19 protein-coding genes, 1 pseudogene and 1 other annotated feature are annotated in these 22,816 nt (G+C 36.9%); of the genes and pseudogenes, 12 read left to right on the top strand and 8 right to left on the bottom strand.

The window, feature by feature from the left end:
* The first annotated feature begins 25 nt into the window (after positions 1–25).
* The 5 genes from ACEN4I_RS01295 to ACEN4I_RS01275 all read left to right on the top strand — a co-directional run bounded on the left by ACEN4I_RS01295 (position 26) and on the right by ACEN4I_RS01275 (position 6,058).
* Positions 26–751, top strand: a complete 726-nt coding sequence (locus ACEN4I_RS01295; protein ID WP_407096049.1) for a class A sortase — start codon at positions 26–28, stop codon at positions 749–751.
* Positions 752–1,515: 764 nt separating this feature from the next.
* Positions 1,516–1,962, top strand: a complete 447-nt coding sequence (locus tag ACEN4I_RS01290; protein ID WP_407096048.1) for a MarR family winged helix-turn-helix transcriptional regulator — start codon at positions 1,516–1,518, stop codon at positions 1,960–1,962.
* Positions 1,963–1,981: 19 nt separating this feature from the next.
* Positions 1,982–3,748 (top strand): ABC transporter ATP-binding protein, encoded by a 1,767-nt coding sequence (locus tag ACEN4I_RS01285; RefSeq protein ID WP_407096047.1) that lies wholly within the window; start codon positions 1,982–1,984, stop codon positions 3,746–3,748.
* Between the two features lie 22 nt (positions 3,749–3,770).
* A complete protein-coding gene (locus tag ACEN4I_RS01280; protein WP_407096089.1) occupies positions 3,771–5,522 on the top strand; it encodes an ABC transporter ATP-binding protein in 1,752 nt (583 codons plus the stop codon).
* Positions 5,523–5,791: 269 nt separating this feature from the next.
* Entirely contained in the window at positions 5,792–6,058 is a 267-nt protein-coding gene (locus ACEN4I_RS01275; RefSeq protein WP_407102457.1) for a MurR/RpiR family transcriptional regulator, read from the top strand.
* A gap of 193 nt (positions 6,059–6,251) precedes the next feature.
* Here ACEN4I_RS01275 and ACEN4I_RS01270 read toward each other — a convergent pair whose 3' ends face one another.
* A complete protein-coding gene (locus ACEN4I_RS01270) occupies positions 6,252–7,565 on the bottom strand; it encodes an IS1380 family transposase (protein ID WP_407102458.1) in 1,314 nt (437 codons plus the stop codon).
* 612 nt (positions 7,566–8,177) lie between these two features.
* Between ACEN4I_RS01270 and ACEN4I_RS01265 the strand changes: the two genes are divergently transcribed.
* Positions 8,178–9,950 (top strand): oleate hydratase, encoded by a 1,773-nt coding sequence (locus ACEN4I_RS01265; RefSeq protein ID WP_379902795.1) that lies wholly within the window; start codon positions 8,178–8,180, stop codon positions 9,948–9,950.
* Positions 9,951–10,687: 737 nt separating this feature from the next.
* On the opposite strand, the gene ACEN4I_RS01260 is transcribed toward ACEN4I_RS01265, so the two are convergent.
* Positions 10,688–10,852 carry a transposase gene (locus ACEN4I_RS01260; RefSeq protein WP_407102460.1) on the bottom strand — a complete coding sequence of 55 codons (165 nt, stop codon included), beginning with the start codon at positions 10,850–10,852 and terminating at the stop codon, positions 10,688–10,690.
* Between the two features lie 116 nt (positions 10,853–10,968).
* A pseudogene (locus tag ACEN4I_RS01255) lies at positions 10,969–11,427 on the bottom strand (transposase).
* A 586-nt stretch (positions 11,428–12,013) separates the two neighbouring features.
* Here ACEN4I_RS01255 and ACEN4I_RS01250 point away from each other — a divergent pair.
* The 3 genes from ACEN4I_RS01250 (at position 12,014) to ACEN4I_RS01240 (ending at position 14,781) form a co-directional block, all read left to right on the top strand.
* Complete coding sequence (locus ACEN4I_RS01250) at positions 12,014–12,424, top strand: SIS domain-containing protein (protein WP_407127495.1); 411 nt, start codon at positions 12,014–12,016, stop codon at positions 12,422–12,424.
* A gap of 133 nt (positions 12,425–12,557) precedes the next feature.
* Positions 12,558–13,874, top strand: coding sequence for a PTS sugar transporter subunit IIC (locus ACEN4I_RS01245; protein WP_407102462.1), 1,317 nt, complete (start codon positions 12,558–12,560; stop codon positions 13,872–13,874).
* A 208-nt stretch (positions 13,875–14,082) separates the two neighbouring features.
* Positions 14,083–14,781 carry a VIT1/CCC1 transporter family protein gene (locus tag ACEN4I_RS01240; RefSeq protein WP_407102463.1) on the top strand — a complete coding sequence of 233 codons (699 nt, stop codon included), beginning with the start codon at positions 14,083–14,085 and terminating at the stop codon, positions 14,779–14,781.
* A gap of 65 nt (positions 14,782–14,846) precedes the next feature.
* Here the strand turns inward: ACEN4I_RS01240 and ACEN4I_RS01235 are convergent, their stop codons facing one another.
* Genes ACEN4I_RS01235 through ACEN4I_RS01225 form a run of 3 tightly spaced genes read right to left on the bottom strand, consistent with a single transcriptional unit; the run spans position 14,847 to position 17,094 of the window.
* Positions 14,847–15,692, bottom strand: a complete 846-nt coding sequence (locus tag ACEN4I_RS01235) for a transporter substrate-binding domain-containing protein (protein ID WP_407102464.1) — start codon at positions 15,690–15,692, stop codon at positions 14,847–14,849.
* Positions 15,693–15,728: 36 nt separating this feature from the next.
* The gene (locus tag ACEN4I_RS01230; RefSeq protein ID WP_407096042.1) at positions 15,729–16,451 is read right to left on the bottom strand and encodes an amino acid ABC transporter ATP-binding protein; all 723 of its coding nucleotides are present in this window, start codon (positions 16,449–16,451) and stop codon (positions 15,729–15,731) included.
* A complete protein-coding gene (locus tag ACEN4I_RS01225; RefSeq protein ID WP_407096041.1) occupies positions 16,444–17,094 on the bottom strand; it encodes an amino acid ABC transporter permease in 651 nt (216 codons plus the stop codon). The genes ACEN4I_RS01230 and ACEN4I_RS01225 overlap by 8 nt, the downstream gene beginning before the upstream one ends.
* 63 nt (positions 17,095–17,157) lie before the next feature.
* Positions 17,158–17,384, bottom strand: a binding site (T-box leader).
* A 396-nt stretch (positions 17,385–17,780) separates the two neighbouring features.
* Between ACEN4I_RS01225 and ACEN4I_RS01220 the strand changes: the two genes are divergently transcribed.
* The 3 genes from ACEN4I_RS01220 to ACEN4I_RS01210 all read left to right on the top strand — a co-directional run bounded on the left by ACEN4I_RS01220 (position 17,781) and on the right by ACEN4I_RS01210 (position 20,880).
* The gene (locus tag ACEN4I_RS01220) at positions 17,781–18,992 is read left to right on the top strand and encodes an argininosuccinate synthase (RefSeq protein WP_407096040.1); all 1,212 of its coding nucleotides are present in this window, start codon (positions 17,781–17,783) and stop codon (positions 18,990–18,992) included.
* Complete coding sequence (argH, locus tag ACEN4I_RS01215) at positions 18,989–20,362, top strand: argininosuccinate lyase (protein ID WP_407102465.1); 1,374 nt, start codon at positions 18,989–18,991, stop codon at positions 20,360–20,362. Before ACEN4I_RS01220 ends, argH begins: the two co-directional genes overlap by 4 nt.
* A gap of 77 nt (positions 20,363–20,439) precedes the next feature.
* A complete protein-coding gene (locus tag ACEN4I_RS01210; protein ID WP_407102466.1) occupies positions 20,440–20,880 on the top strand; it encodes a VOC family protein in 441 nt (146 codons plus the stop codon).
* Between the two features lie 522 nt (positions 20,881–21,402).
* Here the strand turns inward: ACEN4I_RS01210 and ACEN4I_RS01205 are convergent.
* Both ACEN4I_RS01205 and ACEN4I_RS01200 read right to left on the bottom strand, forming a co-directional pair.
* Positions 21,403–21,618, bottom strand: coding sequence for a glycine zipper family protein (locus ACEN4I_RS01205; protein ID WP_407102467.1), 216 nt, complete (start codon positions 21,616–21,618; stop codon positions 21,403–21,405).
* Between the two features lie 72 nt (positions 21,619–21,690).
* The gene (locus tag ACEN4I_RS01200; RefSeq protein ID WP_407102468.1) at positions 21,691–22,743 is read right to left on the bottom strand and encodes an SDR family oxidoreductase; all 1,053 of its coding nucleotides are present in this window, start codon (positions 22,741–22,743) and stop codon (positions 21,691–21,693) included.
* Between the last annotated feature and the right edge of the window lie 73 nt (positions 22,744–22,816).

Here is a 22,816-nt window from a genome sequence, read left to right as displayed (position 1 = left end):
GAAGTGAAAGTAAGTGAGCGTGAATATGAAAAAGAGGACAGAGAAGAAAAAAAATAAGAAGCAGTGGCTCAATGGAGTATGGATTATTTTACTAATTGTCGGACTATTGTTGATATTTAGCGGCCCTATTAAGAATTGGATGATCTCTAATGGTTCGCAATCATTAACGGTTGACTCGATCGATGCTAGTACTATAGAAGAAAATTATCAAAAAGATGCAGATTTTGAGTTTGATGAGGTCCAAATGCTGGATTTAGAAACAGCAGCTCTAGCCCAATTCAATAGCGACCAAATCAATGTCCTTGGCGGGATTAGTATACCTAGTGTAGGACTCAATTTGCCTATTGGAAAAGGAACTTCTTCCTACACCTTAGCTTTGACAGCGGGGACGATGAAAGAGGAGCAAGTCATGGGTGAAGGAAACTATGCTTTAGCAGGACACTATATGGAGCGTTCTGATCTACTGTTTAAGCCGTTATATAGAGTGGAGTTAGGAGACGCGGTATATTTGACCGATCTTAGTTTCATCTATGAATACGAAGTAGCAGAACAACGTATGATTGAAGCGACTGAAGTCAGTGTGTTGAATGATGTTTCAGGTGAAACAACGCTCACATTGATTACGTGTGATGAAGATGGTGTAGCTCGATTATTAACGGTAGCTGATTTTGTTCAAAAAGTTCCCGTGGAAGAGGCTTCTGCTGAAATGATAGCGGCTTTTGATTTAGACTTGAGCATTCGTTCTCGCTAATAGGGAAAAAATCCTACTAACTGAAATATACTAATACAAAAAGCTTCTCGAAAATGTACACTCCCGAAACTATGAATGATTTGATTCAATAGTGGGAGTGTATTTTTTTCTATTTATTTGGCAACCCTGCTGTCATCTAAGCCTCCACTCATACTTACTAAAGTCTGTGTAATCTGTTGCCTTACTTATGGAACTCAAAATCAGTACGACAAGTCAGGTAACTCTTCGTTACCTGACTTGTGGAGGTGAAAATTTAGAGTATAAGTCAGGTTTCTCTCTTTTACCTGACTTATGAGCACCAGAATATTTCCGACAAGTCAGGTAAAGACCCTGCATCTTGTATCTTGCTGTTGCTCTGAATTTCAGATCTGCGCTAATCTTAGATGTTGACAATAAGAAAAGGCAAAAGCAACAGTTTACCAATAAAAAAGAATGTTACGCTTTCGCTCCTTTAAGAAAGCGTAATATTCTTTTTTATTTAGGCTGGTAAAAATCATTTGTTGTTCTAGTGTCATTTTTGCGCATATAGTCTAGCCCATGATAGTAAAAAAGATTTTCTTGTATTTAAAGGAATGGAAGGGGAATCATTGATTTGTTGGGTTATTTATATGAAAAAAGACTTGCATCAGGAAATAAAAAGGTGCATAATATTTGTTAGTGACCTAACAGTTCGGAACCTAACAGTTCGGAACCTAACTAGATAAAATGAACTATTTTTGATGATTAAAGGGAATATAAATGAATTTAGTGGAGGGGGAAGGAAAGTGAGAGAATTTCAAAATTTCGTTAGTTTCTCACTGCAAGCTACCAGTCATCAAGTCAAATGGCTAATGGCTGCGAGGATGTCAACTATTTTAGATGATAACAGTAATATGATGCAATCTAGGATTGTTGGTTATATATACAATAACAAGGAAGAAGACATTTTCCAAAAAGATATAGAAGAGTTGCTGAAAATTCGACGTTCTACTGCGACAGGTATCTTGAATACGTTAGAAAAAAAGGGACTGATTCATCGGGTTCCTGTTAACTATGATGCTCGTCTAAAAAAATTGGTGATCACTCCAGCTGGAATTATATTTTCAGAAAAAGCTGTAAAATGTATTCATGATGTTGAAAGCCAAGTACGTTCTGGTTTAACTGAAGAAGAAATAGAAGCTTTTTTTAATACATTGAATAAAATAAAAAAAAATATCGAGGATATTGAATAAGAAGTAAGGGAGTTTATATATGATACAGTTGTTAAAATACTTAAAAGCTAAAGATTGGGGAATCGTCTTTATGATTTTCCTGTTTATTGTTGGTCAAGTCTTTTTGGATTTGAAATTACCAGATTATATGTCTGAAATCACTGTTATGGTTCAAACACCAGGTAGTGAAACCAGCGATATTATCCAAACAGGTGGCTACATGATGTTATGTGCCCTAGGAAGTTTGATCGCTGCTATTATTGTGAGCTTTTTTGCCACTAGACTAGCTGCTTCTTTTGCAAAAAATTTAAGAGAAAGATTGTTTGATCAAGTAGAAGGTTTTTCAATGGAAGAAATTAATGGATTTTCAACTTCCAGCTTAATTACTCGTTCAACAAACGATATCACCCAAGTTCAAATGTTTATTGCAATGGGAATGCAAATTCTGTTCAAAGCTCCTATTATGGCTATTTGGGCACTCACTAAGATTTCCAATAAAAACTGGCAATGGACAGCTGCAACAGGAATTACAGTAGTGGCTTTGCTAGCTGTTATTGGAGTTGTAATTGCGTTGGCTCTTCCACGCTTCAAACGTATCCAAACATTAACGGATAATTTGACAGCAGTAACGCGTGAAAACTTGACGGGTATTCGTGTTGTCCGTGCCTATAATGCTGAAGACCATGAAGAAAGTAAATTTGAGACAGCGAATACGGCCTTGAATAAAAATTACTTATTTACGACTCGTACAATGGCTTTAATGGCACCAAGTATGACAGCTGCAATGAATGGATTAAGTTTGGCAATTTATTGGATTGGTGCGTATTTGATTAATGATACGCTGGATATGATGGCGCGCATCACAATTTTTAGTGATATGGTCGTCTTTTCATCTTATGCGATTCAAGTAGTCATGTCATTTGTGATGTTGACTTTTATTTTTATTCTTTTACCAAGAGCGCAAGTTTCTGCTAACCGGATCAATGAAGTATTGACTACCGCTTCATCAATCAATGATGGAACAGTTACAGAAGGAAAAGCGCATTTAGAAGGTGAAGTTGAATTCCGCGGGGTAAGTTTTAAATACCCTGATGCTTCTGAATATGTAATTAAAGATATCAACTTTGTAGCGCATAAAGGAGATACAGTTGCCTTTATTGGATCAACAGGTAGCGGAAAGAGTACGATTTTGAATCTTATACCTCGTTTTTATGATTCAACAGAAGGAGAAATTTTGGTGGATGGCGTAAACGTTAAAGAGTATACGCAAGAAGCTTTACGCAATAAAATCGGATATGTTCCGCAAAAATCTGTCTTGTTCAGCGGCACAATTACATCGAATGTGGCATTTGGAGACAATGGTAAAGGTTCTATCTCAAAAGAGGCTGTTAAGCATGCAATCAATGTAGCCAAAGGGACTGATTTTGTTGAAAAAACAACCGATACGTATGAAGGTCATGTGGCTCAAGGCGGAAACAACTTCTCAGGTGGTCAAAAACAACGTTTGGCCATTGCTAGAGCGATTGCTCGTGATCCAGAGATTTTTATTTTCGATGATTCATTCTCTGCTTTGGACTACAAAACAGACCGCGAATTGCGTTCTCAATTGAAAGAAGAAGCAGGACATGTAACGAACTTGATGGTTGGTCAACGAATCGGAACCATTAAAGATGCTGACACGATCATTGTATTAGATGAAGGTCGCGTTGTTGGAAAAGGAACACATCAAGAATTGCTGGCTACATGCGAAGTCTACCGCGAAATCGCTTATTCTCAGCTATCAGAGGAGGAACTTGCAAATGAGTAAACATGCTGGCAAAGTATCAGGTATGAAACCTAAAAACACAAAACAAACGTACAAAAAACTCCTTGCTTATATCCGTGCGTATTTACCCGTAGTGGTATTTGCGCTAGTATTGGCTATGGGGGCAGCGATCATTTCATTAGTTGGTCCGCACAAGATCAGTGAAATTACAGACTTGATCACAGCTGGACTAGCCGGCGAATTGGATATTGCTGCCATCGAAAAAATCGGATTTCTATTAGTAACGCTGTATGTAATTAGTTTTGTCATCAATTATGTTCAAGGGTTTATTATGGCCACGATCACACAACGGGTATCTAAAAAGCTCAGAACAGATATTTCTGAAAAAATCAATCGTCTGCCGTTAAGCTATTTTGACGGACACAGCATTGGTGATGTCTTGAGTCGTGTGACGAATGACGTCGATATGATCAGCCAAACGATGAACCAAAGTATCAGTTCATTGGTAACAGCTTCAACAATGTTTGTTGGTTCATTGGTTATGATGCTCATCACAAATGTACCAATGGCATTAGCTGCTGTTGTTTCAACTTTGATTGGGTTCGGTTTAATGATTTTGATCGTTAGACATTCTCAACAATTTTTTGGAGCTCAACAAAAAGCTCTAGGTGCCGTTAATGGTCATGTAGAAGAAATTTATTCTGGACACAATGTCGTTAAAGCTTACAATGCTGAACGCGGAGCTAAAGAAACATTTGATCAAATCAACGACGACTTGTATCAAAGTGCTTGGAAATCTCAATTCTTTTCAGGTATCATGATGCCCTTGATGAACTTTATCGGGAACTTCGGTTATGTAGTAGTGAGTATCTTAGGAGCAAGTTTGGCATTGAATGGTCACATTACTTTTGGTGTCATCGTAGCCTTTATGATGTACATTCGTTTATTTACGCAACCTCTATCTCAATTTGCACAAGCGGCTACTAGTCTTCAATCAACAGCTGCAGCTAGTGAACGTGTTTTTGATTTTCTAGGTGAAGATGAATTAGGAGAAGAAACCAACCGTACAGCTCAATTGACAAATGTTCGTGGAGATGTTGAATTTGACCATGTTCACTTTGGTTATACATCGGATAAAACCATCATCAATGACTTCTCAGTAGACATCAAAGCTGGACAAAAAGTGGCTATTGTTGGACCGACCGGAGCTGGGAAAACAACAGTTGTCAACTTATTGATGCGTTTCTACGAAGTGAATAGCGGAGCCATTAAAATAGATGGTATCCCTACTACGCAGATGACCCGCGAAATGGTTCATGATCAATTCTGTATGGTTCTGCAAGATACATGGATCTTTGAAGGAACAGTACGCGACAATATCGTTTATAACGTAAAAGGGGTAACCGATGAACAAGTGGAAGCTGCTTGTAAAGCAGTAGGAATTGATCACTTTATCCATACTCTTCCACATGGTTACGATACTGTATTGGATGATCAAACCAGCTTATCTGCTGGTCAAAAACAATTGATCACGATCGCTCGTGCTATGGTCAAAGATGCTCCGTTATTGATCTTAGATGAAGCAACCAGCTCAGTGGATACACGTACAGAAGTACTGATCCAACAAGCTATGGATAAATTGATGATCGGCCGTACGTCATTTGTTATCGCACACCGTTTGTCTACGATCAGAAACTCTGACGTTATTTTAGTGATGGACAATGGAGATATCATTGAAAAAGGAAACCATGAAGAATTATTGGCAAATGGCGGATTCTACGCTAACTTGTACAATAGTCAGTTTGAAGAAGCTTAAGACAGTTCGGCAGTCGCTGAATAAATAAAATATCATTTGAACAGCACTCCCTGAGTTATTTGCAGAGAGTGCTGTTTTTTTGTATAGCAAAATGAGTTAACATAATATTGTTCGTAGACTTTTTTTTCAAGAGTATCGAAGTTAGTACTGATTCTTTTAAAATGTACTACTGTGGTTTATCGTACCCATAAAATAACCATTCCTTTATCGATTTAGTAATGTTACTCTTTAATTAGTGTTAAAAAGCTTAATTATTCAGGGGGGATAATATGTTTCGAATGGATAAAATCAATGAATTATCAGAAACAGATATGATAATTTATAAATTTATTCTGCAAAATTTGGATAAAGTTCAATTTATGCGGGTAATAGACCTGGCAGAAGCTACGCATGTTTCCAATGCTTCAATCACTAGATTTATTCGAAAAATGGGATATGATTCTTTCGCTGAATTTAGAGTTAAGATGAAAGAGGAAGTTAAACAAAATGAACAAGAAGAGTTAAATAATTTAACAAACAGCATTTATCCTGAATAATTCATACTTCTAAAATTTATCTGTAAAAGTTATTTTTTTCATCTGTCCATCCCAATTAACTTACTTTTTTATTCATTAAAGGATGGAAAAAGTTAAAATAGGTAAAACGATGAGCTGAATGATAGGGTATTACTTAATTTTGGCCGCACGAACTCCCTGAAAGAAATGAATTTTTTAAAATTCATTTGGATGGTCACCAACAGAGTTGTTGTATTTTTTCTAACAACTGATAGAAACTATCTTGAAAGACATGAGTCGTGCTCAGTTTTAATAGCAATCTACGGCTACTTCGTACCAATTTTCCTGCTACTTTAAATAAATGCAAGCGGAGAATATCAATTTGAAGTGTCGCTTCTTTTGCCGATAAACAAAGTGTTCGCATAAAGTTAACGATATTGTAAGCCAATAGGCTTATCATCATACGAGCATGATTTTCCAGAAAAGTTGAGCTATCGGTTTTATCAAAATAGAATCCATTCTTTGCTTCTTTAATAAAGTTCTCCATCGTACCGCGATTTTGATAGGTATAAAATATGTTTTCAGCGGATAAATTTTCTGAACAATTGGTGATCACATATTCATGACGAAAAATCAGCTCTCCTGCTTCTCTAGTTGATTTGATGCAAACCCGACGTTCTTGTGACCAACTTTTTGCTCGATAAGACGTAGAATAGTAGTGAACTTCTTTTTCTTCCCAATGATGATCATCGCCAATTAAAATGAATGATTCTGCTAACTTTGCTAGTTGAGCATTGGCTTTCAGACGAATCACATAAAAGCTTTCGTTCAATTCACAAGTTTCATATACTTCTAGTGTCGCAAAGCCGCTGTCTCCACGCACAAGAATCGTTGTGCAAGGAAGTTGCTGGCTGTAATGATTGAGTAAAGGCCTTAGAAAATCCCTTACACCGTTTGATGTATAAACATTTCCAGAACGAAGTTCTGCCTTTAAAAAGTCGCCCGTTAGCCCATCAAAAGCAACTAAGGGGTGGTAACCGTTTGTTTGATAGTGGGCATTATAGTTCGTTCCTTCTTGATTTCCAAAAGTATCCGAATGAGTAGAATCCAAATCAATGATTATCTCTGTTGTGTTTCGCTTCAATCGTACTTTATCAATCAAAGCTTGATTCAAATCTTGGAATTGACGGATCGTTTTTTCATCTATTCGGTCCCAGAAACGTGAAAGAGAAGGTTGTGAAGCAGCTGTTTCTTTATTTAAAATAAGTTGGAAGATGGGATCTTCCTTCAATAATTTAGCTGATGAATCTGCAGCGTAGCCAGAGATCAGTTGGAAAAGAAGTTGTTCTAGTAAGGAGATATTGTCGTGTCTCCAGTAAGTCCGGTCATCTTTGATTTGAAGAAGGCTTTTGGCCAATTCTAAAAATCCAAGTGAGTCCATAAATTCTTTTACTAAAATCAATCCGGCATCTGTTGAAAGATTACCACCAGTGTTGGAAACTGTTAGTTTAGGATTGAAATTTATCCGTTTTTCCTGTAATGTAGCCATTGAGAGAACCCCTTTCATGGTTTAGTTTAGTCACTTTAACCATAACAGATTGGGGTTCTTTTTGTACACCCAAAGGGTGTTGTAAAATATGTGAAATAATGGCTTCACTGTAAGGTTTTAGATAGCTTTCAGAAAAACTATGAATTATTTAGGTATTAGTCGTATTTTTCTTTAAAAAAGACCTTGAATGAGTAAAATTAGGGATGCACGATTCTATTTAATTTCATATATGTAACCCCACTTTACAACTTTTTAAGTAATAGAAGACACAAAAGTACAAACAACTATGACTTTTTTGTCTACTAGATTCGAGGAAAAAAACAACAAAAACGGGAGTTGTTTGTTAGGAACCCATTATACCAAAAGGGATTCACAATCCATAGCTTGAGAAACTATTGTTCACCATAATTTACCAGGATTCCCCAGCCTATTATTGTATTTGTCGTTACTTATTATTAATTATACCAAAGATATTTCTTTTTTATAAAAGCATTCAAATGAGTATGATTGTTTTTTTTAGTTGTTTTCTGTCCCAGGATCAGCGTATTGTTTGACGTAAAACCACAATAGGAATAAACTTATGATGTTTAAAAATATAGGAGGGAATAGACAATGAGACATACAAACGGGAATTATGAAGCATTTGCAAAAAGTCGTAAGCCAGATGGTATCGAAGAAAAAAGCGCTTATATCGTCGGTGCTGGGTTGGCAGGTTTAGCAGCGGCTGTTTTCTTGATTCGAGATGGTCATATGGAAGGTAAACGTGTTCACATTTTTGAGGAACTATCCCTTTCAGGTGGTTCATTAGATGGAACCTTTATTCCACATGATGGTTTTGTTACTCGCGGAGGACGTGAAATGGAAAATCATTTTGAGTGTTTGTGGGATCTTTTTCGTTCTGTTCCCTCACTTGAAGTGAAAGATGCATCCGTTTTAGATGAATTTTATTGGCTAGATCATGATGATCCCAACTCTTCTAACTGTCGAATTATCCATAATCGCGGAGAACGGGCAGATGATGATGGCCAATTTACGTTATCAAAAAAAGCACAAAAAGAGTTAGTTGAATTATTCATGACTTCTGAAAATCAATTGATTGGCAAAAAAATTGAAGATGTCTTTGGCGATGAATTTTTTGAATCAAATTTCTGGTTATATTGGTGTACAATGTTCGCTTTTGAAAAATGGCATTCTGCAATCGAGATGAGGCGCTACGTAATGCGCTTTATTCATCATATTAAAGGATTACCTGATTTTTCTGCATTAAAGTTCACTCGTTATAATCAATATGAGTCATTAGTTAAACCTTTAATCACGTTCTTAAAAGATCAAGACGTCGACTTCCAATATGAAACGAAAATTAATAATATTCAGGTTGATATTGATCACGAAACCAAAGTTGCGCGCACTATTTTGTTAACAAAGGAAGAAAAAACACAAGAAATTTCCTTATCTGAAAACGATCTTGTTTTTGTTACAAATGGATCAATCACAGAAAGTTCCACTCAAGGAGACCATAATACACCTGCACCAATAACTCATGAATTAGGTGGAAGCTGGAATCTTTGGAAAAACTTAGCTAAACAATCTTCAGAATTTGGACATCCAGAAGTATTCTATGAAAATCTTCCAGCTGAAAGTTGGTATATTTCAGCAACAGTAACTTGGGAAAACTTCGATATTGAACCCTATATTTCACGATTAACGAAGAGAAAATTGCGGACAGGAAAAGTCGTTACCGGTGGCATAATCACTATTAAGGATTCAAACTGGTTAATGAGCTTTGCAATACACCGTCAACCACATTTTAAAGGACAAAATGATCAACAAACAATAATGTGGGTCTATGGCTTGTTATCAAATAAACCAGGAAATTATATAAAAAAACCAATCGAACAATGTTCCGGTCAAGAAATTGTTCAAGAATTAATGTATCATCTTGGTGTACCAGAAGAAGATATTCAAGTGTTATCTGAAACTTCTTGTACAGTAATTCCAGTTTATATGCCCTATATTACTTCATACTTTATGTTAAGAGCACCAGGAGATCGTCCTTTAGTAATCCCAAACGGATCAAAAAACTTGGCATTCATTGGAAACTTTGCAGAAACAGAACGTGATACAGTATTTACTACTGAATATTCTGTCAGAACAGCTATGGAGGCTGTTTATCAATTATTAAATATTGAACGTGGTGTTCCTGAAGTTTTTGATTCTGCATATGATATTCGTACACTTGCCAATGCTGTATATTATTTAACAGATAAGAAGAAACTTACGAAAACGGAGCTTCCGTTTGTAGAGCGGAAATTGATAGAAACTTTTGTTAAGAAGACCAAAAATACGTATATTGAAGATGTTTTGAAAGAATCAGATCTTCTTTAGCATTGAAACCATACAAATAAATAAAATTTAACAACATTGAAAAGTAGGTAGATATAGAGACATGGCTGGGGAATATTGTCCCAGCCATGTCTCTATATTGCTCAAAAAAACATAAAGGTAACAATAAAATGAAACATTATCCATTGCAAGGAATTAAAGCTAGAAAAATAATCGACAATTCAATAAATTATTGGAAATTTTTTCAATTAGCTAATTAAATTTAACTTCAATAATTTTACCAAATGCTTTAGTGATATCATTCATGGTTATAAAAGTAACAAGCATATTTCTTTTTTTAATCCGTGCAATTGTAGACTGGGACTTTTAACTTTTTCAGCTAATTGCCTTTGGGTCAATCCTTAGGTTTCTCTCAATTTTATTAAAGCTACCTCAACTTATAATCGTTCACTTTCAAGTAAAAAGGCTTCGTCAAGAATTTTGTCTTTTTTACGCCGAGAATCGACTACTTTTTTGGTTTGTTGGTTTAGAATTTTCTTTCACTAAGAAACGACAAGAAGTTTTTCCTGTTTTTGGGAATATGAATCCCTTGGTGTGTATAGAACTTTAAACATTTAAACTAAGTTCTGATTCTACCAGCTGAGTTGTTTGATTTTGTCTAATAGATAATAGAACAAATCTTGATAGATGTGAGAAGAACTTATCTTCAAGAACGATATTCATACACTGCTAACCAATTTACCAGCTACCTTGAATAACCGAAGACGTAGAGTATCTACCTAGAAGGCAGCTTTTTCCGCCGGCAAGCAGATTTGTTTCATAAAGTTAATCGGGGTGTAAGTTAAGAGGCTTACCATCATATGGGCATTATTTTCTAGAAAGCTGGAACTGTTCGTTTTGTCGAAATAAAACCCATTTTCGGCGTCCTTGATATAATTTTCCATGGTTCCACGCTATGGTACAACTTGAACAGCATTTTAGCCGATAAGTTCTCTGATAAGTTCGTGACTAGGTATTCATAACGAAACACCAATTCACCAGCTTTACGAGTGGATTTGATTCAGACACGTCGTGCTTTTGACCAATTTTTAGCTCGATAAGTAATGGGATAATATTGGCTCTCCTGCTCTTCCCAAGAATGATGATCACCGATTAAAATGAAAGACTCAGCTAATTTGGCCAGTTTTGCATTCGCTTTAATATGAACTACATAATAACTTTGGTACGATTCACATGTATCATAAACTTCCTGTGTAGCGAATCCACTATCGACTCGCACAATAATATCCGTGCAAGGAAGGTTACGGCCGTAATGTTTCAGCATCGGATCCAAGAAGTTTCTTTACTCCATTTGAGGTATAAACATTCACAGAACGAGGTTCTGTTTTTTAAAAATCTCCTGTTAAGCCATCACAATTGACTAAGTGTGATAACCATTTGTGCTATAGTAAGCGTTATAGTGGGTAGCTTCTTGGTTCCCAAATATATCGGAATGCGTGGAGTCTAAATCAATAATCAATTCCGTCGAATTTCGTTCAAACCTTTCCAAAATAGAGAAAGAGAAGCTTGATATGGGGTTCAATCTTTATTAAATAACAAACGAAAAACAGGATCTTTTAGTGAATTGGCAGAATAACCATCAATCAACTGGAAGAAGAGTTGTTCCAACAAGGAAATATTATTATTAAACCAGTAACTTCGGTTATTTTTTAACGTCAGAAACTGATTAACTAAATTCGAAAAAACAATCAAATCTATAAATTATTTTACTATTATCAAATTAGAATCCGTAGAAAGATTTACACCAGTATTATCTATCACTATTTTTGAATTTAATTTTACGTGTGTTTCCTGTAATGTAGCCATTTAGAGAACCCTTTTATTGGTTTAGTTCAGTCGCTTTAACCATAACAAAATGAGGTTCTTTTTGTACACCCAAAGGGTGTTGAAAATTGCATAAAACAATAGCTTCACTGTGCAGGTTTAGACTAATTTCAGAATAACTATGAATTATTCTGATTTATAATTTTCTGGATAATATTGATAATCATGATTTCCAGCAAAAAGTTGATTATATCGTTGAATTGATATTGGAAGGTCGAACGTTGGTCTTCTTAGGAACGGGTTCTTCAGGGATCAATGCTGATTACGGCGCTCGAATATTGTCTAATGTAGGCGTTCCTGCATTTAGTATTAAGGATCCATATTATCCATTTGATTCCTTAATGGGGATTCAATCTGATTTAATTTTTGTTGTCTTATCCGTAACAGGGGAAATGCCTGTAGTGAACGAACTAGTGACTAAACTGCGAAGAAAAGAACAAAATTTTGTCCTGAGCATTACGGGTTCAGCTTCCAGTACTTTAGCAAAATTGTCTAATATGAATTTGACTTATAATTTTGAAAAAGAAGTTATAGGAGATCATTATGTGATGACTTCTTCAGTACCAGTGGTTTATTTAATTGAAATCATTGCAAGGCAAACTTATAAACTGAAGAAAGAAAGAAAATTATAATGATTCGTTTTTTTTCATGTGTGAAAAAAATTTCTTTCTATTGAAAATCAACACAACATCAAAGATACCGCTTTCATTAAAGAGAGAATCCTTTTATAATAAAAGAAATTAAATATAGAAAGGGTTTTCACATATGGAAAAATTCTTTGAAGGTTTACAGAATAAGTTAGGTCCAATAGCGTTAAAGTTAAATGAGAACAAATACTTAGCAGCAATACGTGATGGCTTTATGGGAGCTATGTCTCTCTTGATTTTAGGATCGTTGTTTTTATTATTTGCCAATTTGCCTATTCCAGGATATGCGGATATGATGGCAAACCTGTTTGGAAACAATTGGGCAACATTTTTCAATGTGCCGTATGATGTAACAATGAACATTATGACATTATTCGTTATTATTGGGCTATCTCGTTCATTAGCTAAAAGTAATGGAATAGATGATTTAGGAGCTGTTCTTTGGGCTCTGATTGGTTTTTTGATTTTAACACCCATTTCGTCATTTGAAGTCAATGAAGCAACTTCTGCATTTCTTCCAATGGCTAACTTTAGTGCAAGTGGACTTTTCTTAGGGATGCTGGCAGCGATATTAGCGGTTGAAATCATGGCTTTCGTCTTGCGCAGAGGGTGGAAAATCACTTTGCCTGAATCAGTTCCCAGCAATGTAGCACGTTCATTTGATGCATTGATTCCTGGGTTGTTCATTATCTTGATTTTTATGCTGATCCGTATGGGCTTTGGTTCAACCGGTTATGAAACAGCTCAAACCTTCATCTTCCAAATCATTCAAACGCCGTTAACTACGATAGGTACAAGCTTGCCGGCAACTGTTCTAGTTATTATCCTTGAAACAATCTTATTTTCTTTTGGTCTTCATGGGCCTAACATCGTAGGTGGAGTTATGCAGCCGATTTGGTTATCTACAATGGCTGAAAATCTAGCAGCTTTCCAAGCTAATTTAGATTTACCGAATATTGTAACTTATCAATTTTATAGCAATTTTATTAAAATGGGTGGTGCTGGAGCTACTGTTGGGCTTGCTCTGTTATGTTTGTTTGCAGCTAAGTCGCAACAATTTAAAACTTTAGGAAAATTAGCGATTGGCCCGTCTATCTTTAATATCAATGAACCATTAATATTTGGATTGCCAATTGTATTAAACCCAGTATTTATCATTCCATTCATTATAACGCCCGTAATTCTTACGATCTTATCTTATATCGTTATGACAACAGGACTGGTGCCTCCGACAAATGGAGTTAATGTACCATGGACAACGCCACCGATTTTTTCAGGATTTCTTGTTTCAGGTTGGCGCGGAGCTTTATGGCAAGTAGTTGAAATTGGTATTTCAACTGCTATCTATTTCCCATTCTTCCGCATGGAGGATCAAAAAGCTTATGCTTTAGAAAAAGGACAATCTGTAGAAGAAGCTTACACAGATTCTATTTAAAAACTTGTTAGAAGCGGATGATATAGAATAATATAAACTGACCCCATAAATAGCAGATAAAGTTGCTGTTAATAGGGTCAGTTTTTTGTATATTATAGATATAATAAAAAAACTTATCAAAAGGAATGTCGATATACAACATGGAAAACTTTTAAAACAAAGTATTCTAATACTGTGATCGACTGAATAGAATTAGGAGGAGTAAAAAATGACATTATATAGAAGAAAAGTGCGAAATAAGTCCAAAAAGTCTGGCAATCAAGGTTCGTATGTAAAAAGTATGGTCTATGGCGGGTTAGACGGTATCATTACTACGTTTGCGGTTGTAGCGGGTGTTGTCGGAGGAGCGTTGGATTTGCGAGTGATTATTATTCTTGGTTTTTCAAATTTGCTAGCAGATGGTTTCTCAATGGCAACGGGAGATTTCCTATCCAGCAAGTCAGAAAAAGAGTACGAAGAACATCGTAACCAAATAAAGCAGCAAAAAAATGCTGAACAGTCTCTTGCTGAACACTATCAAAATATCGGTTTAACTCAAGTAGATGCAGCGACTGTGAGTACCATCATGAACCAATACGATGATTCTGTTAAAGAAAAATTGTTTTGTACAGAAGTTGAGGAAGAAGAAGGCAGTCCGATAAAAAATGCTTTAGTAACCTTTACTTCATTTTTTACTTTTGGGTTAGTACCGTTGTTAGCTTATGTTTTTAGCCAATTTATTCCAGGCGTGATCAGTTATTCCTTTTTGCTGGCTTCAGGATTGACGGGTTTGACATTATTTATTTTAGGAGCATTAAAATCTCGGGTAACGCACTCCAATTGGATTAAATCAGGTTTAGAGATGCTGATTATCGGCGGTTTTGCTGCTCTATTCGCTTACTTAGTAGGCTTTTTATTGGGACAATAAATGAAATACAAAAAAGGTATGGTGTCTCTTTTCTGAGAGGCCATACCTTTTTAAATAAAGATCGATTAGTTAGCGTTGTTATCTTCCATCAGTTGCGTATTTTTTTCGATCAGTTCATCAACAGTACCGTCTGCCTGCATTCCTTTTAAAATATCATTTACTGTAGTAAGTAAATCGTCGCTGCCTTTTTGAACCGCTATTGCGGCTTGGTTTGGTTCGCTGCCCAAATCAATTTCGGCTACAGCCAAATCTTCGTTTGATTTAGCGTATTGATTTGCAACAGTTTCTACCATTAAGATACCGTCTACTTTACCAGTAGTTAAAGAAAGAATGGCTGCCCCCCATTTCCCAACGGATTGCAAATAAGAATCTGGGTAGCTTTCTTTTAAGAAATCTTCTTGGATAGTAGCTTTTTGTGTTGCCCATTTCATGTCTTTCAGTGATTCTGGGGAATTGAATTTATCTTGATCTTCTTTTTTGATTAAAACGACATCTTGTGTAGTGACATATACATCTGTAAAATCAACATTTTCAGCTCTTTCAGGAGTAGGATTCATACCAGCAATAACTAAATCGGCTTTCCCTGTAGAAACGGCAGGAATTAAACCGTTAAAGTCCATATCATTGATGACCAGCTCCACCTCCAGTTCATCTGCAATTTTTTGAGCAATATCGATATCAAATCCAACTATTGTATCCTTGCCGTCTTTTACTAAATGCCATTCATAAGGAGGGTAGTCTGCAGAAGTGACCACAACTAATTCACCTTTTTCCTGTATATCAGCAACGGTAGTAGGAGCTGTAGCAGCAGTATCTCCCGTGCCTGTCTCAGCCGCTTCACTATCGCCGCAAGCTGTTAATGCCAAAATACTCATAATCCCTAATAAAGCTTTTACCCAATTCTTTTTCATTTTTTCTTCCCCCTGTTGTCTGTTAAGACTTATTTTTTACAATATTTTTGATAAGAAAGCTTTTGTGCGTTCTTGTTTTGGATCATCAAATAGTTCATCAGGTGTTCCTTGTTCAATGATTTTTCCTTCATCCATAAAAATGACTCGATCTCCAACTTCACGAGCGAAATTCATTTCATGAGTGACAATAACCATCGTCATCCCGCTATTGGCCAAATTTTTCATGACTTGTAAGACTTCACCGACCATTTCTGGGTCTAAAGCCGAAGTAGGTTCATCAAATAACATCATATCTGGTTGCATCGCTAAAGATCTGGCGATAGCAATCCGCTGTTTTTGTCCACCAGAGAGCGAGCTTGGGTAAGCAGCTGCTTTATCTGATAATCCCATACTGTTAAGCAGGTCTTCTGCAATTTGTGTAGCCTCTTGTATGTTCTTTCTCTGGATTTGAGTCGGACCAATCGTAATATTCTCCATGATAGTCAAATGGGGAAACAAGTTGAAATTTTGAAAGACCATCCCTAATTTAGTACGGATAGCATCAATGTTGACTCCTTTCTGATTGATTGTTTGGTTTTCGAAAATGATTTGTCCAGAAGTCGGTTCTTCCAACATATTCAAACAACGTAAGAAAGTGCTTTTCCCAGAACCGGATGGACCGATCACAACAACTACTTCACCATCATGGATTTCTTCAGTAATGCCTTTCAAAACTTCTTTATTGTCATAGGATTTTATGAGTTCAATTGTTTTAATCACTTAGTTGTAACCTCTTTTCATATGTATTAACTATCTTGGAAGCGCCAGTTGTCATAAAGAAATAAAACACAGCCACGATCACATAAGGAAGAAAAGGTGAGAAGGTAGCACCGGCTACCACTTGAGCGTTGTACATTAAGTCGTTCATTCCAACTACGGAAATGATAGAAGACTCTTTAATCAATGTCACAAATTCGTTTCCTAATGTAGGCAAAATGTTTTTTAAGGCTTGCGGGTAAATAATTTTCTGCATAGCTGTTTTGTAGCTCATTCCAATAGATCGTGCAGCTTCCATTTGTCCTTTATCAACTGCTTGTATTCCGGCACGGATGATTTCAGCAATGTAGGCAGCTGAGTTGAGTGCTATAGTAATCACGCCTGACATAAAATCAGGAAGATCAATATTGATCACATACAATCCATAATAGATAATGAACAGTTGCACCAGCATGGGTGTTCCTCTTACCAGTTGGATGTAGGCCGATGCAGGTTTATTCAAAAATGGGTTGTTGGACATTTTTACAATAGCCAACAATGAACCCAGCACCACACCGATGATAATCGAAAAGAAAGATAAAGCTAGGGTATAACCAGCTCCTTTAAAATAAAGGGGCAAATAAGTGAGTAAAGATTCGACAGTCATGAGTACAGAACTCCTTTTCAACTTTATTTTTAGATACAAAAAAACCCGTCTCTTGCGTATAACGCAAGAGACGGGTTAAGTAATTTAATCCGCGGTACCACTCTAGTTGACGTGCGCGCAGGCACATCCACCTCATTATAATAACGCCTGAAATGCGGAAGAAGCTACTTTAAGTTCACCTCTTCATCGGATAAAGTGCGCTTCAACAAGGAGCTTTCTGACGGGCTTACACTCTGTCCCGACTCGCTGGGAGAAAAATTCAAGTCTACTCTCTCTATCATAGATTTTAGGATATTCAGTTACAAACGATTTTGCTCACTATTTTCTAATGTTGTTGAATAGTTTTAAACGACTCGTCTATACATTTAAAATATTTTTTATACAAATAAAAAATGAGTGATATATAATTTTTAGCTGATGTATCTTGTTCGTTTTAAATGTTAAAGCTTATATTACACCTTTATTTTAGAAATGCAACTCTTTTATTGCAAAAACTAATTTAAATAAAATATTCTATAAAATTAATAAAAATTCAATTTAATTTATAAATGACAAAAGGCGATATTTCAGCATTTTCATAATACAGAGAGGCGTTTTCTAATTTTTGAAGAAAAATTATTACTTGATTTTAATCTTTCGGCATATTAAGATGCGTAACAAGTTTAAAAAATCAAAGGAGTGTTGATATGAAAAAAGGGAAAGTCGTTCTTGCTTATTCAGGAGGCTTAGATACATCAGTTGCAATTAAATGGTTAGTGGATAAAGGTTATGATGTGGTGGCTTGTTGTCTGGATGTAGGTGAAGGAAAAGATTTAGCATTCATAAAAGAAAAGGCCCTTAAAATGGGAGCAGCGGCTTCTTACACGATTGACGCTAAAGAAGAATTTGCAAAAGATTTTGCTCTGGTTGCTTTACAAGCCCATACGCTTTATGAAGGCAAATACCCTTTGATTTCGGCTTTATCGCGTCCGTTAATTGCTAAAAAGCTGGTAGAAGTTGCCTTGCAAGAAGATGCGATCGCTGTTGCTCACGGATGTACGGGAAAAGGGAATGACCAAGTGCGTTTTGAAGTGGCTATCAACTCTTTAGCGCCAGAATTAACGGTTCTTTCTCCGGTTCGTGACTGGAAATGGTCGCGTGAAGAAGAAATTGACTACGCTGTTCAACACAATATTCCGGTTCCAATCGATTTGGATAATCCGTTCTCTATTGACCAAAATCTCTGGGGAAGAAGTAATGAGTGTGGTATTTTAGAAGACCCGTGGGCTACACCGCCAGAAGCAGCTTATGAATTGACGACTAGTTTAGACTATACACCGGATACGGCAGATACGATTGAGATTGAGTTTGAAGCCGGAGTGCCAGCAGCGATTGATGGAGTCCCTTATTCATTAGCAGAACTCATTGAAAAAATAAACAAAGTTGCCGGAAAACACGGCATCGGGCGCATCGACCATATCGAAAACAGACTGGTAGGAATCAAATCTCGTGAAGTCTACGAAGCACCTGGTGCATTGACGTTGATGACAGCTCATAAAGAATTGGAAGATTTAAACTTTGTAAAAGATATTGCTCATTTTAAACCACTGATTGAACAAAAATTGGCTGAGATGTTGTACAACGGTTTGTGGTATAACCCGTTAACAGAAAGTTTGATAGCCTTTTTGAAATCGACACAACAATACGTAAACGGAACAGTGCGTGTCAGATTGTTCAAAGGCCACGCAATCGTTGAAGGAAGAAAATCGCCTAATTCGTTGTACAACGAAAAGCTGGCTACTTATACAGCTGAAGACGCCTTTGACCAAGAAGCAGCCGTTGGATTTATCAAGTTGTGGGGCTTGCCAACGAAAACCCATGCTGAAGTCAATCACCCGGTGTTGGTGAAAAAGGTATGAAAAAGTTATGGGGAGGCCGTTTTGAAGGCGAAAATGTAAAATGGATCGATGAATTTGGCGCTTCAATTGAGGTGGACCAAATTCTAGCGGAAGAAGATATCCGGGGAAGTTTAGCCCATGTAAACATGCTGGCTAAAACAGGGATTTTAACGGCTGATGAGGCTAAAGAGATTACTCGTGGTTTAGAGAGCCTGCTGACAAAATACCGAGACCACGAATTGGTGTTTTCAGTTGAGAATGAGGATATCCATTTAAATATCGAAATGCTTTTGCATAAAGAAATTGGACCAGTAGCAGGAAAACTGCACACGGCACGCAGTCGTAATGACCAAGTAGCGACGGATATGCATCTGTATTTGAAAAAAGAAGTGAACGAAATCATTGATTCACTGGTTCATTTGCAGTCGGTAGTTGTAACGAAAGCGGACCAACATGTAGAAACGATTTTACCCGGCTATACCCACTTGCAGCACGCACAACCGATTTCTTTTGCATATCATTTATTGGCGTATTTCAACATGTTCAAACGAGATCATGAGCGCTACGAAGAAAGCATGTCTCGCATCGACTTGTCTCCTCTAGGCGCAGCGGCTTTAGCGGGCACAACCTTTCCAATAGACCGGCACTATGCTGCAGAACAATTAGGGTTTTCGGATATTTATACAAATAGTCTTGATGCTGTCAGTGACCGCGATTTTATTGTAGAATTCCTTTCAAACAGCAGTTTATTAATGATGCACTTGTCGCGTTTTTGTGAAGAAATCATTCTATGGACGAGTCATGAATACCAATTCGTCGTTTTATCGGATACTTATTCAACCGGCAGCTCGATTATGCCGCAAAAGAAAAATCCGGATATGGCTGAATTGATTCGGGGGAAAACTGGGCGTGTATATGGGAACCTGTTTTCTTTGCTGACAACGATGAAAAGCTTGCCGCTAGCTTACAATAAAGATTTACAAGAGGATAAAGAAGGCATGTTTGACACTGTCCAGACGGTGAAAGAGTGTTTGCGCGTTTTTGCTGGGTTGTTGGAAACGATGGAAGTCAGCGAAACTAACATGCTGGAAGCCACGACGAAAGATTTCTCTAACGCAACCGAATTAGCGGATTATTTGAGCACAAAAGGGATTCCGTTTCGCGAAGCACACGAAATCGTCGGCAAATTGGTCCTGGACTGCTTGAAAAAAGGCATTTATTTGCAAGATGTTTCGTTGACAGATTACCAAGCCATTGCACCTGAAATCATGGAAGATGTCTATCCGCTATTGGATTCCCGGGCTGCAGTAGCGAGACGCAATTCAGTTGGCGGAACTGGATTTGAACAAATTCACTATCAGATTGAACAAGCTAAAAAAGAATTGATTTAGATATGAATTATTTGCTTAACCAACATCTTAGCTCTAAACTGGAAGCGAAAGTTATCAAAAGGAGAGAAGGTAAGGATATGTTAAAAGATTCATACCCCTATTTTATTTTCAATGGAAATGCGGATGAAGCGATTCGTTTTTATGCAGCTATTTTTGAAGCCAAAGTGTTGGACAGCACTAAGTTTAAAGAGATGCCGATCAATCCAGATGAACCTCCTATCCCTGATGCCGCAAAAGAATTGATTATGAATGCGACGATTCAGTTGCCCAATGAGTCTTATATCATGTTTTCGGATAATTTTCCGGGAACCCCGTATACTGTAGGCACTAATGTGTCATTGACTTTAATTTATGAGGACCCTGAAGAAACACGAGCCGTTTTCGACAAATTAAAAGTGGATGGCAAGATTGAGATGGAGTTGCAAGAAACTTTTTGGAGTCCGTTGTATGGGAATCTATTTGATAAATTTGGTATTCAATGGCAAGTATCGACTCTTGATGCAGAAGACGTTAATTAAATAAAAGTAAATTAACTTAAAAAAGCTAGGACAGCTCAGTACTGTGCTCTAGCTTTTTTAACGTTTTATCACTTTTCTTTCAAACAGAGAGATGGTACTGAAAAGGTTTTCAAGTACCGTAAAGAGCTTTCGAACAGAGAGATACGGTACTAAGAAGGTTTTCAAATACCATATAGTGCTTTTGAACAGAGAGATATGGTACTAAGAAGGTTTTCAAGTACCATAAAGTGCTTTTGAACAGAGAGATATGGTACTAAGAAGGTTTTCAAGTACCATAAAGCGATTTCAAATAGGGAGATATGGTACTAAGAAGGTTTTCAAGTACCATAAAGAGCTTTCAAACAGAGAGATATGGTACTAAGAAGGTTTTCAAGTACCATAAAGTGCTTTCCAATAGAGAGGTATGGTACTTTCTAAAAACAAGACCACTCCTTATTGCCGCAGAAGTAGGGCGAAAGGGGTGGTCTTATATTGCTGTTGCTAGATGGAAATTGGGTTGGAACTAGAAAATCGATGATTGCATTACTCGTCTTGATTTTTAGATTCATCTCCAGATTCACTATGTTTATCTGATTTGGAGCCCATTGCCGCTCCAAACGCAGCACCAAGAGCGATTCCTATAGCTATCCCTACAGCTAAATTATCAAACAGTATTCCAAATACTACTCCAAAAGAAACGCCAAGAGACATACCTATTCCCGTAGAATTAGATGAAGATTGATTAGGCTTTTTCTCCATTTTGAATACTCCTTTGTGTAGGCTTTTCATCAATTGGGAGACAAAAAACGTTATTTGATTAGTTGTGAAATGCTACTTTTTGCATTTGAATAATTTTAACCCTAATACCGCAACAATAGTAATGGCCATAGTCGTTAATACAGGATGTTTTTGAGCTTTTACGTAATAACTTCTTTTACGAATCCAGCCTTTATTGGTTCCTCGTTCATGGAGTCCATAACCCGCTTTGTACAAGCTACTTTCTTCTTTTGGCTTAGAAGGACGGTCTCTATACTGAGATGGATACATAACTTCTTCCACAAACCGATCAGTAAAACGAGGGAAAAGATCGTTTAATACAGCAGTGAGTTTAGACATCCCGCCAACATATAGATCTCTTTTAGGTTTTTGAGCTGCAAATAAAATCGCTTCGGCCACAGATTCTGGTGGATAAACTATCCCTAAATGAGAAGGTTGATTCGATATATAACTATGGGCATGTTCTGTATAAGGCGTGTCGGTTTTATGCGGATGAATCAAAGTAACCGAAATCGGCAATTGTTCTTTTTCAAACTCCATTCGGATACTGTCGGTCCAGCCATGCACAGCAAATTTAGAAGTTGCATAAATAGACTGCATCACGGAAGATTTATCTCCAAATACGGAGCCCACATTGATGATAGCACTTGGTTTTCTAGTATCTTTAAAATGTTTAGCAGCTGCTCTTGTTCCGTAAACCACTCCCCAAAAGTTTACTTCGAACATGCGTTTCATATCTGAAATACTAAGATCCGTACCATGACCATAAATGGCTACTCCTGCATTATTCACCCAAGTATCGAAGTGGCCAAACTCTTCAATGGCTCTCTCAGCAATTCGGTTAACCTCTTCTTCTTTTGCAACGTCAGCAGTGACATAGATAGCGGTTTGCCCTTTGGCGTTCAGCTCAGCCACTAGTTTTTTTAAAGCGTCTTCATTTCGTGCTGCAACGACTACTTTTGCTCCTTTAGCAGCGGCCATTCTTGCCGTTACCAACCCAATTCCGCTTGATGCTCCGGTGATGACAATAACTTGATCTGCTACTTTTTTCAAATTCAATTTTAGATTATTTGAAGGCATTTTGCTTTCCATTTTGTCTGATGACATCATTATTCCTCCTCATTTAAGTCCACGATCAATCAGTGACAACAAACGAATTTCTTCCAAATAGCAATGAAGT

Source organism: Desemzia sp. FAM 23990 (genome assembly GCF_045528485.1).
In the GTDB taxonomy this organism is placed as follows: Bacteria; Bacillota; Bacilli; order Lactobacillales; family Carnobacteriaceae; genus Desemzia.
The sequence above is the reverse complement of the archived record's forward strand: the minus strand, read 5'-3'. Positions and strand labels throughout refer to the sequence as shown.